At 65.1% G+C, this 14,580-nt stretch carries 14 protein-coding genes; 7 read left to right on the top strand and 7 right to left on the bottom strand.

What is annotated here, in order from left to right; all coding sequences use genetic code 11:
• The first annotated feature begins 111 nt into the window (after positions 1-111).
• Positions 112-1,440, top strand: a complete 1,329-nt coding sequence (gene icd / locus J2W94_RS10545) for an isocitrate dehydrogenase (NADP(+)) (RefSeq protein WP_310092967.1) — start codon at positions 112-114, stop codon at positions 1,438-1,440.
• Positions 1,441-1,584: 144 nt separating this feature from the next.
• Here the strand turns inward: icd and J2W94_RS10540 are convergent, their stop codons facing one another.
• Genes J2W94_RS10540 through J2W94_RS10530 form a run of 3 tightly spaced genes read right to left on the bottom strand, consistent with a single transcriptional unit; the run spans position 1,585 to position 2,659 of the window.
• On the bottom strand, positions 1,585-1,887 hold the full coding sequence (locus tag J2W94_RS10540; RefSeq protein ID WP_310092965.1) for an antibiotic biosynthesis monooxygenase family protein: 303 nt from the start codon (positions 1,885-1,887) through the stop codon (positions 1,585-1,587).
• Positions 1,888-1,896: 9 nt separating this feature from the next.
• Positions 1,897-2,241 (bottom strand): hypothetical protein, encoded by a 345-nt coding sequence (locus J2W94_RS10535; protein WP_310092962.1) that lies wholly within the window; start codon positions 2,239-2,241, stop codon positions 1,897-1,899.
• A 43-nt stretch (positions 2,242-2,284) separates the two neighbouring features.
• Positions 2,285-2,659, bottom strand: a complete 375-nt coding sequence (locus J2W94_RS10530) for a hypothetical protein (protein WP_310092960.1) — start codon at positions 2,657-2,659, stop codon at positions 2,285-2,287.
• A gap of 108 nt (positions 2,660-2,767) precedes the next feature.
• Here J2W94_RS10530 and J2W94_RS10525 point away from each other — a divergent pair, with 108 nt between their 5' ends.
• From J2W94_RS10525 to J2W94_RS10510, 4 genes are all read left to right on the top strand, one after another.
• Positions 2,768-3,640 (top strand): LysR substrate-binding domain-containing protein, encoded by an 873-nt coding sequence (locus tag J2W94_RS10525; protein ID WP_310092958.1) that lies wholly within the window; start codon positions 2,768-2,770, stop codon positions 3,638-3,640.
• 86 nt (positions 3,641-3,726) lie between these two features.
• Positions 3,727-5,433: a bifunctional isocitrate dehydrogenase kinase/phosphatase gene (gene aceK, locus J2W94_RS10520; protein ID WP_310092956.1), complete on the top strand. Its 1,707-nt coding sequence runs from the start codon at positions 3,727-3,729 to the stop codon at positions 5,431-5,433.
• Between the two features lie 27 nt (positions 5,434-5,460).
• Complete coding sequence (locus J2W94_RS10515; RefSeq protein ID WP_310092954.1) at positions 5,461-6,357, top strand: class I SAM-dependent methyltransferase; 897 nt, start codon at positions 5,461-5,463, stop codon at positions 6,355-6,357.
• Between the two features lie 150 nt (positions 6,358-6,507).
• Positions 6,508-7,044 carry a pseudouridine synthase gene (locus J2W94_RS10510; RefSeq protein ID WP_310092952.1) on the top strand — a complete coding sequence of 179 codons (537 nt, stop codon included), beginning with the start codon at positions 6,508-6,510 and terminating at the stop codon, positions 7,042-7,044.
• Positions 7,045-7,137: 93 nt separating this feature from the next.
• Here the strand turns inward: J2W94_RS10510 and J2W94_RS10505 are convergent, their stop codons facing one another.
• Complete coding sequence (locus J2W94_RS10505; protein ID WP_310092950.1) at positions 7,138-7,524, bottom strand: hypothetical protein; 387 nt, start codon at positions 7,522-7,524, stop codon at positions 7,138-7,140.
• A gap of 107 nt (positions 7,525-7,631) precedes the next feature.
• Positions 7,632-10,298, bottom strand: a complete 2,667-nt coding sequence (hrpB, locus tag J2W94_RS10500) for an ATP-dependent helicase HrpB (RefSeq protein ID WP_310092948.1) — start codon at positions 10,296-10,298, stop codon at positions 7,632-7,634.
• A 117-nt stretch (positions 10,299-10,415) separates the two neighbouring features.
• On the opposite strand from hrpB, the gene J2W94_RS10495 reads away from it, so the two are divergent.
• A complete protein-coding gene (locus J2W94_RS10495) occupies positions 10,416-12,173 on the top strand; it encodes an endonuclease (protein ID WP_310092946.1) in 1,758 nt (585 codons plus the stop codon).
• Between the two features lie 156 nt (positions 12,174-12,329).
• The gene (locus J2W94_RS10490) at positions 12,330-13,142 is read left to right on the top strand and encodes a TatD family hydrolase (protein ID WP_310092944.1); all 813 of its coding nucleotides are present in this window, start codon (positions 12,330-12,332) and stop codon (positions 13,140-13,142) included.
• A 6-nt stretch (positions 13,143-13,148) separates the two neighbouring features.
• Here J2W94_RS10490 and panE read toward each other — a convergent pair whose 3' ends face one another.
• Complete coding sequence (panE, locus tag J2W94_RS10485) at positions 13,149-14,099, bottom strand: 2-dehydropantoate 2-reductase (protein ID WP_310092942.1); 951 nt, start codon at positions 14,097-14,099, stop codon at positions 13,149-13,151.
• A 57-nt stretch (positions 14,100-14,156) separates the two neighbouring features.
• Positions 14,157-14,564: a hypothetical protein gene (locus tag J2W94_RS10480; protein ID WP_310092940.1), complete on the bottom strand. Its 408-nt coding sequence runs from the start codon at positions 14,562-14,564 to the stop codon at positions 14,157-14,159.
• Positions 14,565-14,580: the final 16 nt, after the last annotated feature.

Below are 14,580 nucleotides of genomic sequence, written 5' to 3'. Positions count from 1 at the left end.
CCCTGCGCGCCGCTAAGCGCGACAATGCCGGTCCGCTTCACACGTATTTTCACCCGCATTGCGCGCCGACCCACGCGGCGCGCACCGTTCCAACTCCCCGGGAGCAACTCCATGGCAGAACCAGTGCTTACCCCGCCCGCCGGCGGCGAGACGATCACCATATCGGGCGGCAAGCTCAATGTGCCCAACCACCCCATCATCCCCTTCATCGAGGGCGACGGCACCGGCCCCGACATCTGGCGCGCTTCGGTGCGCGTGCTCGATGCGGCGGTAGAAAAAGCCTACGGCGGCGCGAAGAAGATCCACTGGCTGGAAGTGTTCGCCGGCGAAAAGGCTAACAACAACTACGGCACCTGGTTGCCGGAATCCACCGTGCAGGCCTGCCGCGACTATCTGGTGAGCATCAAGGGTCCGCTGACCACGCCGGTCGGCGGCGGCATCCGTTCGCTCAACGTGGCGCTGCGACAGATGCTGGACCTGTACGTGTGCCTGCGGCCGGTGCGCTGGTTCGAAGGCGTGCCTTCGCCGGTGAAGAAGCCGGGCGACGTGGACATGGTGATCTTCCGCGAGAACACCGAGGACATCTACGCCGGCATCGAATGGGCCGGCGGCAGCGCCGAGTCGCAGAAGGTGTTGGACTTCATCGCCAAGGAATTTCCGCAACCGTTCGGCAAGATCCGTTTCGGCACCCAGGAAAAGGTCGACGAATGGCAGAAAGCGCTGGAAAGCATCGGCGCGCCGCATCGCGACATGACCGTGGAAGTCGGCATCGGCATCAAGCCGGTCAGCCGTCTGGGTACGGAGCGCCTGGTGCACAGCGCCATCGGTTACGCGATCGCCAACAAGCGCAAGTCGGTGACCCTGGTGCACAAGGGCAACATCATGAAGTACACCGAGGGCGGCTTCCGCGACTGGGGCTACCAGGTGGCGCGCGATTTCTACGGCGCGGTGGAACTGGACGGCGGTCCGTGGATGATCATCCCGGAAGGCAAGCCGGGTGCCGGCCTGATCATCAAGGACGCCATCGCCGATGCCTTCCTGCAGCAGATCCTGCTGCGTCCGAAGGAATACGACGTTTCGGCGACGCTGAACCTCAACGGCGACTACCTGAGCGATGCGCTGGCCGCGCAGGTCGGCGGCATCGGCATCGCCCCGGGCGCCAACATCAACTACGTCACCGGCCATGCGGTGTTCGAAGCTACCCATGGTACCGCGCCCAAGTACGCCGACCTGGACAAGGTCAACCCGGGCTCGGTGATCCTGTCGGGCGAAATGATGCTTCGCTACCTGGGCTGGACTGAAGCGGCCGACGCCATTATCGAAGGCGTCAACAAGGCCATCGCCAGCAAGCGCGTCACTTACGACTTCGCCCGCCTGATGGAAGGCGCCACCGAAGTGAAGTGCAGCGAGTTCGCCGACGAGATCATCAAGCACCTCTGAAGATCGCAGCGTCGCAAAGAGAAGCCCGGGCATGCCCGGGCTTTTTTTGTTCGCCACGCGCGTAGGAGCGACGTAAGTCGCGATGGCAGGTCGCTTCATTCGCGACTCACGCCCCGAAGGAAGTCCCCTTGGGGAACGTCGCTCCTACGACTCGTGCAGGGCGTAATGCTCTACTCGCGGCTCGAACTCGAGCAGAAAGTCGCGGTCCTCGGGATAGTACTTGGCCAGGGCGATGTCGCTGCCGGCGAACGCGGCGATGGCTTCGGTCGATTCCCAATGGGTGACGACCAGAAAATGCGTCACATAGCCCGCGCTGCGATGCAGGATTTCCACCGATACATTGCCCGGTGTGGAGCGATAGTCGGGAACGGCGCGTGCCTGCAGAAAGGCGAGGTATTCCGCGGATTTTTCCGCGAGGGTGACGCCATGCCAGAGACGCGCGATCACGACCGAACCTCAGCGCGCTGCCAGCGCATCGAAGGAGGCAGCGGCCAGCTGTCGGTCCAGCGCCGAAGTTTGCGGCGGAGAGACCGGCGAGTGAACGATGCGCACGGTGTTGCTCGCCAGGAACAGCGCCAGGTCGGTCGATTCCGGGTACACCGTGATCCGGGGGAGGTCTACGATGCGGTGCGCCCGGAAATAGGCGACGTCCTGCGGCGACGCGTGCACGGTGACGGCAGGCAGATCGACGACGCGGCCTTCGACCGGCGCCTCCGTCGGGAAGCTTATGCGACTGGCGGCGGCCGTGGCCACTGCCAGCACCGTCAACGCGGCGAGTGGAATGACGAGGTTGGTATTCATGGTGTGGACTCCATGCATTCCTGCATGGCGGTCTGCCGCTTGCTCAGCAGGTCGCGCAGGTTTGCGATTGGGGGATCTTCCCGTATCGGAACGGGGTAGACGGGGGGACGTAATCCAAGTGCTGCGGCGCAGGTTCGTCGTCGTCGATCTGCGGGAAGGGTTCGTCGATGTCGTCGTTATGGCCGGGCGTTACCGGACGTCCGCCCAACAGCAGGAAATTCCGGTACGCGCGATTGGCTTGTTTCCGAAGCCCGGCAGAGATCGTCAGCGGGCGGCCCTCCGTTGCCCCGGCCTGGCTTGCGGCCGGCACGGTACGATCCTGCGAAGCCGGATCGGCGAGATTGCCTTCGATGAACATCATTCCGCGGCTAATGGCGCCCATTTCCCGCCACCAGGATTTGTACAAGCTGCTAGCCATGGTCTTCTCCTCCGCCGGCCTATCCGGCTTGAATGACAGCCAAGTTAGGCTCATTCTTTGCCTTGAAAAAGCGAAACTTCAGCAAGTTAGACTTGAGGTATATTCAAGATGAGCCGGCCTCCCCTGGACCAGATAGATGCCTTCGTCATCGCCGCCCGTCTCGGCAACCTGACCCGAGCGGCCGAGGCGATGCACCTGACCGTCAGCGCCCTCAGCCATCGCATGCGCCTGCTGGAGGAACGCGTGGGCCAGCAGCTGTTGGCGCGCGGCCCGCGCGGCGTGGTGCTGACCCCGCAAGGACAGCGCCTGTTCGATGCGGTCGCCGAACCCATCGATGCCATCGAGCACGCCTTGCGCCGGCTCAGCGCACGCACCGACAACCTACTGACGCTCAGCCTGATTCCGTCGATGGCCACGGCATGGCTGGTGCCGCGATTACCCGGATTCCTGTCGCGCCACCCGGAACTGGGCCTCAGCTTGCAGGCGAGCACGCACGTGGTCGATTTCGAACGCGAGCCGGTCGATGCGGCCCTGCGCCTGGGCGCCGGCAAGTGGAGTGGCGTCGCTGCCGAATTCCTGTTCGATGAATGGATCACGCCGGTGGCCAGCCCGGCCTTCGTGCAGCAGCATGGCAAACCAGCGCTGGCCAAGATCACGACGCTGCCATTGCTCGGCGATCCAGCCAATCGCTGGAAGGACTGGTTCGCGGCCTTCGGCGGCAGCGCGCCGGCGCGCTATGTCGCGGCTTTCGACGATACCGAAACCCTGCATCAGGCCGCGGCGCAAGGACTGGGCGTCGCCCTGGCGCGACTGACCTTGGCCCAGCCGCTGATCGATAGCGGGCGCTTGGTGCGGCTGACCAACAAGCGGCTCAAGGCCGAGTTCGCGCACTACCTGGTGTATCCGGAGCGCAGCCTGCACCTTTCGGGATTCCAGGCCATGCGCACCTGGTTGTTGGAGCAGGCGGCTATCGCTCGGTAAATGCAGGCTCGGTAAATGCAGGCTCGCTGACACAGGCCCGGTAAGCGCGCGACTGCTTGCGGACCGATTGAGATTACGATGCGGTCATGGAAGCCGCCGACATCTACGCCACGATCATCCGCGACGCGTTCGAGGACTATCACGCCCGCTTCGCCGATATCAGCCGGCGGGCCAAGCTGCGTTTCGAGACGCGCGACTGGGCGGCGGCGCGTATCGACGCGGTAGAGCGCATCGAGCTGTACGACCAATGCATCGCCGAATGCATGCTGCGCCTGGAAGCGACGTTGCAGGGGCGCGCGCACGATCATGCCTTGTGGTCTTCGATACGCGACGCCTACGAACGCCTGATCGGCGGCCTGATCGACCGCGAACTGTTCAAGACCTTCTACAACACGCTGACTCGCCGCTTCTTCAGCACCCAGGGCGTGGATTCGACGGTGGAGTTCGTGGCCCTGGACATCGAGCCCACCGACGCCATCACCCATCCGGTGGAAAGGCATAGCTATGCGGTGTCGGAACTGCGCCCTGTCGACACCTTCACCCGGGTGCTGGGCGACTACCGTTTCAACGTGCCTTACGCGCACCGCACCCGTTGCGCGGCGGCGATCGTTGTACGCCTGCAGGACGACCTGGCGCACTGGGGGCCCAATCCGTTGCGTTCGGTGGAGCTGCTGGACACGGTGTTCTATCGCGAGCGCCGCGCCTATCTGATCGGCCGCGTGTTCGGCGAGCACCGGTTCTCCCCGTTCGTGATCGCGCTGGTCAACGACGACGCCGGCCTGCGCGTGGATGCGGTGTTGACCCATCGCGCCGATGTGGTGCATCTCTTCAGCTATTCGCGCAGCTATTTCCATGCCGACCTGGGCACGGTGGGCGATGCGGTGGTGTTTCTGCGCACGCTGCTGCCGGGCAAGCCGATCGACGAGATCTATACCGTGCTGGGCCGCGCCAAGCAGGGCAAGACCGAACGCTTCCGCACCTTCTTCCGCCACTTCGCCGCGCAGCGCCACGAACAGCTGACCCAGGCCGAAGGCGAACGCGGCATGGTCATGGCGGTGTTCACCCTGCCCAGCTATCCGCTGGTGTTCAAGGTGATACGCGACCGTTTCGCCTACCCGAAGGAAATGAACCGTGCGCAGGTGGAAGCCAAGTATTCGCTGGTCTTCCACCACGATCGCGTCGGCCGGCTGGTGGACGCGCAACCTTACCGGTTCCTGCGTTTCCCGCGTGCGCGTTTCGCGCCTGGCCTGCTGCAGGAATTGCGCGAAACCTGCGCCAACGGCATCCGCGAGGACGGCGAAGACATCGTCGTGCGTCTCTGCTACGTGGAGCGGCGCATGCGCCCGCTGAACCTGTACGTGCGCGAACAGAAGCCCGAGGCCGCGCGCCTGGCCGCGATCGACTACGGGCAGGCGATCAAGGACCTGGCCCGCAACAACATCTTTCCTGGCGACTTGCTGCTGAAGAACTTCGGCGTGTCGGGACACGGTCGCGCGGTGTTCTACGACTACGACGAGCTGTGCCTGATGACCGAGTGCAACTTCCGCGCCATCCCGCAACCGCACCACCATGAGGAGGAGATGGAGGACGGTTGGTTCTATGCCGCGCCCAACGACATCTTTCCGGAGCAGTTCCCCAAGTTCCTCGGCTTATCTCCTCTCTTGATGGAAGCGCTGAAGAGCGCGCACGGGGAGATCTTCGACGTGCAGTGGTGGAAGGAACTCCAAACCCGGTTGAAGGCCGGCGACTATCCGGACACGCCGCCGTACCCGGACGCCTTGCGACTGGCCTGAGCGCGCAACGCGCGTTTACCGGAGCGCATGCTAGGCTCGCCGCACTTTCAACGCGGAGTCCGCTGCATGAATCGTCTCTCCCTTTTTCTTGGTGTCGCCGTAGCCTTGTCCGCGGTGACTGGTGCCCATGCGCAGGGCGCGGCAGCCCCTGCAGCGAAGAGTGAAGCCACTGCGGCTTCTGCCCTCGACACCGTGCTGGCGGGCAGCTGGCGCGATCCGGCCAATGTGGCGCGCGACGGTTACCGCCACCCGAAGGAAACGTTGTCGTTCTTCGGCCTTTCGCCTGCGCAGACGGTGATCGAGATCACTCCCGGCGGCGGCTGGTATTCGGAGATCCTGGCGCCGTACCTGCGCGACAATGGCCAGTACATCGCCGCGGTGGTCGATCCTGCCAGCGTGGCCGAAGGCAAAAGCCGCGACTACCAGCAGAAGAACAAGACCACGCTGGAAACCAAGTTCGGTGCCGCGTTGGCGCAGTACGCAAAGGCGAAGATCGTCGGCTACGATCCCAAGGCGCCGGTGTTCGGCCCTGCCGATTCGGCGGACCTGGTGCTGACCTTCCGCAACGTACACAACTGGCGCAGCGCGGGCCAGGCCGAGGGCATGTTCAAGGGCTTCTTCGCGGTGCTCAAGCCGGGTGGAATACTGGGCGTGGTCGAACATCGTGCCAAGGCCGACGTACCCGCCGACGACAAAAGCGGCTACGTGGGCCAGGCGCAGGTGATCGCGATGGCCGAGGCGGCCGGCTTCAAGCTGCAGGAAAAGAGCGAAGTCAACGCCAACCCGCGCGACACCAAGGACCATCCCAACGGCGTGTGGACCTTGCCGCCGGTGAACGACCACGAACCCGCGGACGATGCCAAGTACAAGGCCATCGGCGAAAGCGACCGCATGACGTTGCGGTTCGTGAAACCGGCCGGTTGATCTTCCTTCTCCCTCTGGGAGAAGGTGCCCGAAGGGCGGATGAGGGAATGGGATATCAGCTTGTAAGTTGGTTTCCGTGAGCTTGAGTTCTCCCGCCCTCATCCGGCGCTACGCGCCACCTTCTCCCGAAGGAGAAGGAAAGCCCATGCCATGCTCATTGCCTTCAACAAGCCGTTCAATGTGCTTTGCCAGTTCACCGACCGCAGCGCGCCTGCGCGGCGAACGTTGGCCGAATTCGGCTTGCCGGCCGGCGTCTACGCCGCCGGCCGCCTGGATTACGACAGCGAAGGCCTGTTGCTGTTGACCGATGACGGCACGCTGGCCAATCGCCTCACCGATCCGCGGCACAAACAACCCAAGACCTATTGGGTGCAAGTGGAGGGCGTAGTCGACGACGACAAGCTTTCGGCTTTGTGCGAGGGCGTGCAGTTGAACGACGGCATCACGCTGCCGGCGCGGGCTCGCGCACTGGAAACGCCGACGGAACTGTGGCCGCGCGATCCGCCGGTGCGGTTCCGTAAAACCGTCCCGGATGCCTGGATCGAGCTAACGATCAGCGAAGGCCGCAACCGGCAGGTGCGGCGGATGACCGCCGCGGTCGGCCTGCCGACGCTACGCTTGATTCGGATTTCCATAGGCGATTACCGCCTGGGCGCCTTAGCCCCCGGCGAATGGAGGCCAACGTAGGAGCGCCCCATGGGCGCGAGCTCTTAAAGACGTGGAGTGAATCGGCCCCGTCGTAAAGCTCGCGCTCATGGGGCGCTCCTACCAATGCTTCGGTCAGGCTTCGGCGGAAGGTGTCGTTGTCTTGCGCGCGCGCGGTGCGCGAGTAGTCGACGTCGTGGTCTTGCGTGCCTTGCCGGTGCCGTTCACACGTTTGGCTTCGATGCGCTTGGAACGACCCTCGATCGGTGCATTCGCCTCATCCCTCTTGCGCTTGCGATGTGCGGCATAGGCCAACACGCCAACACCGAGCGCGGCGGCCACGGCCACGATCGGGTTGCGGCGGACGAACTTCACCGCCACGCGGCCGCCGGTCTTCACCGCGCCTAACGCGGCGCCGGTTTGCAGCAGCTTGCTGGCGCTGGGTCCGACGTGCTTGAGGCTGGTGCCGGCCTGACTGACCAGGTCCATGGCGCGGTCGGTGATGGTGGTGAGCTTGCTCATGCGGGTGCTCCTTGAGATGCATGTCGAGAACAGCAGTGTCCGCCGCCGGATGTTCAGGACGTGTTAGCGCCTGCGTCGCTGACCGACCGGGCGCTGAATGCGATGCGCTAAGTGCCGCGGGGCTTGGCGCGATGCGTGGCTGTCGCCGACCACGGATCTTCGGGCCACGGATGCCTCGGATAGCGTCCCTTCATCTCCTTCTTCACTTCCGGATAGGTGCGCTCCCAGAAGCCGCGCAAGTCCTGCGTGACCTGCAGCGGCTTGCCGCCCGGCGACAACAGATGCAGCGTCACCGGGATGCGCCCTTCCGCCACACGCGGCGTGTCGGCCAGACCGAACAGTTCCTGCAATTTCACCGCCAACACCGGCGACTGGCCGTGGCTGTATTCGATTCTGCGCTCCATGCCGGAAGGCACGGCGATGCGCGGCGGCGCCAGCGAGTCGATGCGTTGCCGCTGCGACCATTCGACCCGGGATTTCAAGGCATCGGCCAGTTCGTCTTCGCTCAACGCTTCCAATCGTGTCTTGCCCACGAAAGCCGGTTGCAGCCATACGGACAGCGTCTCGAGCAGGATTTCGTCCGACAGGTCGGGGAATCCTTCCCCCGGCAGCCAATCCCGAAGGCAGCGCACGCGTTCGCGCCATTGCGCCAGCGAATCGCTCCACGGCAACGATTCCAGGCCGAGTTCGCGCGCCGCCCCGGTGAGCGCGGCGGCGGCATGCTGGGGATCGATGCGACCGGCCGGTTTGGTTTCCAGCACGATCTGGTCGAAGCGGGTTTCGCGCTGCGCCGATAGCGCGCGCTTTGCCGCGTCCCAGCGCACCGCATCTTCGGTGACGAAACGTTGCGGGAATTCCTGGCGCAACCGGGCCTCGTCGACCGGCGCGGCACGCAGGATCAGTGCGTCCTTGGCTTCGTAGCGAAGCTCGCTGGCCACGATCCAGGGTTCGCCGAAGATCGCGCTGTCGTCGAACACGCGGGCCATGCGTCCATTCGCCAACTGATAGCGACGCGGATCGAGCGGATGCTGATGGGCGATGCGGTCCGGAAACGCATGCGCCAGCAGATCGCCGAGGCGATGCGCTTCGATCTCGCGCGGGGCCGTGCCGTCGACCCGCAATCGGCGACGCCATTGTTTGGCCGCTGCGTCGAGCGCGGCCAGGCCTGAACGATGCGCATCGCCGGCAACGCGGCCCTGACGAAAGGCGGACAGCGCGCGCCAACGCGCCGCGAGCGCGTCGCCGCCGCTGCGCAGCGGATCGCGCGCTTCCACCAGCGCGGCGAGATCGCAGGCCAGCGCCCGGTCTTCTTCGCCCTGCGCCGACAGCAGCATCGCCGCCAAGCGCGGATGCGTGCCGAGCGTCAGCATGCGTTTGCCCAGTGCGGTAATCGAGTTCGAATCGGCCAGTGCGCCCAGCCTGCGCAATAGATCGCGCGCTGCCGACAGCGCGCCGGCGGGCGGCGCGTCGACGAAACGCAGAACCTGCCCCGGACCTGATCCGGGGTCGGAGATGCCCCAGGCGGCGAGCTCCAGCGCCAGCGATGCCAATTCCACCTGCGCGATCTCGGGACGGCGTTGCGGTTCCAACCGCTGCGATTGCGGCCACAGGCGATAAGCCCAGCCTTCGGCGACACGGCCCGCGCGGCCGGTACGCTGGTCGGCCGAGGCCTGCGAAATGTTGACGGTCTCCAGCCGTGCGAAACCGCTGCTGGGGTCGTAACGCGGCTCACGCGCCAGGCCGCTATCGATCACCACGCGCACGCCGGGCAGGGTCACGCTGGATTCGGCGACGTTGGTGGCCAGCACCACGCGGCGGCGATTTTGCGGGTCGGGTCGTAGGGCCTGGGATTGCTGTTCGATGGAGAGTTCGCCGTGGAGGGGGAGGACGACGATCTCTTTCCCTTCTCCCTCCAGGAGAAGAGCCTGCCCCGTACTTGATACGGGGTGCCCCGAAGAGGCGGATATCGAAGCCGCCTCAAGCGGCTGAGGTACGGCGAAGTCAGCCATGTCCGAACCATCGCTACTTCGCCGCACCCTCACCCCAACCCCTCTCCCGGCGGGAGAGGGGCTCAACACTGCTTCTACTCGAGCTATCTCCCGCTGTCCCGGTAAGAAAACCAGCACATCACCCGGATGTTTTTCCAGCGCCTCTTCCACCGCGCGCCTGGCCTGCGATTCGAGCGATTCGTCGCGTCGTCCCGCGAAGTGCGCGACAGTCACCGGATAACTGCGGCCTTCGCTGCTCAACCTGGGCGCGTCCAGGAAACGCGCGAGCTTCTCACCATCCAGCGTGGCCGACATGACCACGATGCGCAGATCCTCGCGCAGCTGCGCCTGCACATCGAGCGCCAGCGCCAGGCCCAGATCGCCCGCCAGATGGCGTTCGTGGAATTCGTCGAACAGCAAGGCGCCTACGCCCTCAAGCATGGGATCGTCCTGCAGCATGCGGGTGAGGATGCCTTCGGTGACCACCTCGATGCGGGTGCGGGCGGAGATCTTGTTTTCGAAACGGATCCGGTAGCCCACGGTTTCGCCCATCGCTTCGCCGAGTTGCCCGGCCATGAAACCGGCAGCGGCGCGCGCGGCCACCCGGCGCGGTTCCAGCATCACGATCTTGCGTCCGTCCAACCAGGCCTCGTCGAGCAGAGCCAGCGGCACCTGGGTGGTCTTGCCGGCGCCGGGCGGTGCTTCCAGCACCAGGCGCGTATGCGCGGCGAGCGAGGTGCGGATCTGCGGCAGCAGGGCCTGGATGGGAAAAGACGGCAAATTCATCGGCAAAGGCTAACGGGAACACGCGCACATTGCAGGATCAGAGTGCGACGGAGTGCGGTGGCGGCTGTCATCGGCATGGGCTAGATTGCGGCCAGACCCCTTCGAAAGGATTCGCCGATGTCGTCTACGCACGCTTGTTCCCGCCTGCTCGCCCTCGCCCTGCTGCCGCTGTGCGGCTACGCCCACGCCGAAGTCTTCATCAACGAAGTGCATTACGACGACGCGACCGCCAGCGGCGATGTCGGCGAACGCATCGAGGTGGTCGCCACGGCCGGCGAGAGCCTCGGCAGCTACCGCATCTACCTGTACAACGGTTCTTCGCCGAGCGCGGCGACCACTTACGACAACGATCTGGTGCCCGCCGGCAGCCTGGTGAGCTGCGGTGGCAGCGTGCGCATCGCCACGCTCAGCTACCCCAGCAACGGCATCCAGAATGGCCCGAACGACGGCATGGCGCTGGTGAACGGCAGCGGCGCCGTGGTCCAGTTCCTGAGTTACGAAGGGGCCATCACCGCCAGCAACGGCCCGGCCGCGGGCCTCACCAGCAGTAACTTGCCGGTATCGGAAACCGGCAGCACCGCCGCCGGCACTTCGCTGCAACTGGGCGGCAGCGGCAGTCTGGCCAACTTCACCTGGCGCAGTTCGGCGGCGCAGACTTTCGGCGGCTGCAACAACAATCAAACCTTCTCCGCCCCCAATCCACCACCCGTGGTGACCGCCACCACGCCGATGCAGGGGGCGACCGACTTCCCCGCCGCGGGCGATCTTTCGGTCGGCTTCAGCGAAACGGTGAACCTGACCAGCGGCGCCTTCACCCTGGTCTGTGGCACCTCGGGCACCGTGGTGCTGACGCATGCCAGCTCGGGCAGCGCTTTCCCCGTTTCCACCAACACCGCGCTTTACGCCGGCGAAAGCTGCACTTTCCGCGTGGTGGCCAGCAAGGTGTCCGACACCGGCGGCGCGCATCCCGCGCAGGACACGGCGATCGATTTCAGCGTGGCCAGCGGCAGCGGCGGCGGCAGCTACTATTCGCACGTCAACGCCAGCAGCGCACCGCAATTGCGCTGCTCGCTACACGCCACGATCAAAGGCCACACCGCGTATCCGTACAGCGGCGGCACCACCAACACCTGGACCATTCTCGAAATCGCCGACGAAGATCCCAACAACGCCGGCCGCATTCTCGACGTCTACCGCAATCGCAGTTATCTGAAGGGCAGCGAGCGGGCGGGCACCGGCACCGGCATCACCTACAACCGTGAGCACACCTGGCCCAATTCGCTCGGCTTCGGCAGCGCCACCGGCGATCTGGGCCTGCCGTATGCGCCGTATACCGACACCCACATGCTTTACCTGAGCGACACCGGCTACAACGCCGACCGCGGCAACAAGCCGTACGCGGCCTGCGCGCAGTCGTCCGGCTGCAGCGAGCGCGCCACCGAAGCGAACAACGGCTTCGGCGGCGGCAGCGGCACCTATCCGGGCAACGGCAACTGGTTCAAGGGTCCGGACGGCAACAGCGGTTCGTTCGAAACCTGGGGCCATCGCCGCGGCGACATCGCCCGCGCCGTGCTGTACATGGCGATCCGCTACGAAGGCGGCACCCATCCGGGCAACGGCCAGTCCGAACCCGATCTGGAACTCACCGACAACCGCAGCCTGATCGTGATCACTTCCGCGTCGCCCGCCTACATGGGCCTGCTTTCCACCTTGCTGGCCTGGCACCAGGCCGATCCGCCGGATGCGGCCGAGCGCGAGCGCAACGAAGTGATCTACAGCTTCCAGGGCAACCGCAACCCCTTCATCGACCATCCGGAGTGGGCGACCTCGGCGCTGTTCACCTCGAGCAAGCCCGCGTCCTGCCAGTTGAACTGATCGCCGCTGACCGAAAACCCCTCTCTCGCATTGCGGGAGAGGGACGCGCAAAGCGCAGGGTGAGGATCCGGCTTTTCGCAAAGAACTGAATCTTTACCTCTCTCCCATCGTCGGAAGAGAGACCCAAAGTTCACCACACGCTCTAAACTTCGCCGTATGCAACTCATCGATATCGGCGCCAACCTCACCCACGACAGTTTCGACCACGACCGTGACGCGGTGCTGCAACGCGCGCGCGATGCCGGAATCGTGCAGATGATGGTCACCGGCGCCAGCCGCGAACATTCCCCTAAGGCGCTGGCGCTGGCCCAGGCCCATCCCGGTTTCCTGTTCGCCACCGCCGGCGTGCACCCGCACCACGCGGTGGAGTACACGGACGAATGCGATGCCGAGATGCGCGCCCTGCACGCGCATCCGGAAGTGGTCGCGGTGGGCGAATGCGGGCTGGATTACTTCCGCGATTTCTCGCCGCGCCCGGCGCAGCGCAGGGCCTTCGAGCGGCAGTTGCAGATCGCGGCGGACCTCGCCGTCGAAGGCGTGGGCAAGCCGCTGTTCCTGCACCAACGCGACGCGCACGCCGATTTCATGGCGGTGATGAAGAGTTTCGAGGGACGGATCGGGCCGGCGGTGGTGCATTGCTTCACCGGCACTCGCGAAGAGATGTTCGATTATCTGGACCGCGACTGGCATATCGGCATCACCGGCTGGCTGTGCGACGAGCGCCGCGGCCTGCATCTGCGTGAACTGGTGAAGAGCATCCCCGCCAACCGACTGATGATCGAGACCGACGCGCCCTACCTGTTGCCGCGCACGGTCAAGCCCAAACCCTCGCACCACCGCAACGAACCGCGATTTCTGGCGCATATCGTCGAGGAATTGGCGCGCGATCGCGGCGAGGAGGTGGCGACCACGGCGGCGATGACGACGGCGACGGCGCGCGACTTTTTCCGGCTGTCTGCAATCCCGTAAGTCGGCCTACGAAACCTTCGCGTCCATCCGCCCCGCTTCGTAGGCCTGCAGGTGGCACCAGGCAGCGGCGAGCAAGGGAGCAGAGACGCCGGAGGATCGGGCGCGGTGCAGCATGTCGCCGACGATGTGCGCCGCTTCGACCCGTTGCCCCGCTTCTAGATCGCGGAGCATCGACGCCTTCACCGGTGAATCGGTCTGGGTAAGCGTGCCGAGAGCGTTCGTCTGCGCGGCTTCGGGAATGGGCTCTCCCGCCGCTGCGGCGACATCCACGCATTCGCGGTACAGCGCGCGCATGAAATCGGATCCGCCCTCTCCCGCCACGATCCGTCCCACGCTCGCGCGCATCAGGCAGGTCCCGGCAGCGAGCGCGGTAAGGAAGCTGTACTTGATCCAGAGTTGTTGGTTGATATCGGGTGAAGCCAGATGATCGAGTCGGGCTTGTTCGCATAGCTGCGCGAAGTCGCGTACGCGGGCACTGTCAGGATCGCCTTCGCGCTCGCCGAAGGTGATCGATGCCGGCTTGCCGAGATGCAGCACTTCACCGCCGGGACCTTTCATCGCGCTGATGAAGCACAATCCGCCGAGCACGCGTTCGCGGCCGAAGCGCGCGTCCAGCGCCGCGTAATGCAGCAGGCCGTTGAGGATGGGCATGACCGTGGTCTGCGGGCCGACCGCCGGAGCGATAGCGTCGAGCGAGCTGTCCAGGTCGTAGGCTTTGCAGCTGAGCAGGACGAGGTCGAAGGGCTTTTCGGCAGCCAGCGTCTTCAATTCTTCGGCCACGACATACGCGACCGGAAAATCCGCGTCGCCGAGCGGACTGCGGATCTGCAAGCCGTGCCGTTCGAGCTGCGCGGCGCGCGCCGGCCGCACCAGGAAAGTGACGTCAGCGCCGGATTGGGCGAGGCGGCCGCCGAAGTAACCGCCGGTGCCGCCGGCGCCAAGAACCAGTATTCGCATTGCTGGGACTGTCCCCTGCTTGATGGGCTTTTACGGACAGGCGTGGCCGAGCCGCACTTACCTGCACTCGATCGACGACGAAACCATACAGCGCACGGTGTCGAACTGCTCCCGCACCTCGCCGCAATTGGCCTCGTACTGCTCCGGGCTTTGTTGTGGAATCACCAAGGCCAATAGCTCATGCATGCTCCGGTTTCCGGCCGCAAAGGCTTCCGCGTAGCCGGCCGCATCGAAAGTTTCGCCTTGCTGCTCAACTTTGTAGCGCTGCTCCTTTTCCAGGCCGGAACGCACTTGCTCCACTTCGTCCTTGGGGAAGTCGCAGATCTGCGCCGTCGCTACGAGCGAGCCATCGTTCCTGGCGTGGTCGTACAGCGTCGCCGATGGATTTTCACTGGATGCTTCGGCGGAGGCTTCCGGCGGCACTTCGGCCAGAGCAGGAGCGACGGTCAGCAGCAACGGCAGCAACCACCGCTTCACGACC

It is taken from the genome of Pseudoxanthomonas sacheonensis (assembly GCF_031455975.1).
GTDB lineage: Bacteria > Pseudomonadota > Gammaproteobacteria > Xanthomonadales > Xanthomonadaceae > Pseudoxanthomonas_A > Pseudoxanthomonas_A sacheonensis_A.
This window is presented reverse-complemented; position numbering and strand designations above follow the sequence as displayed.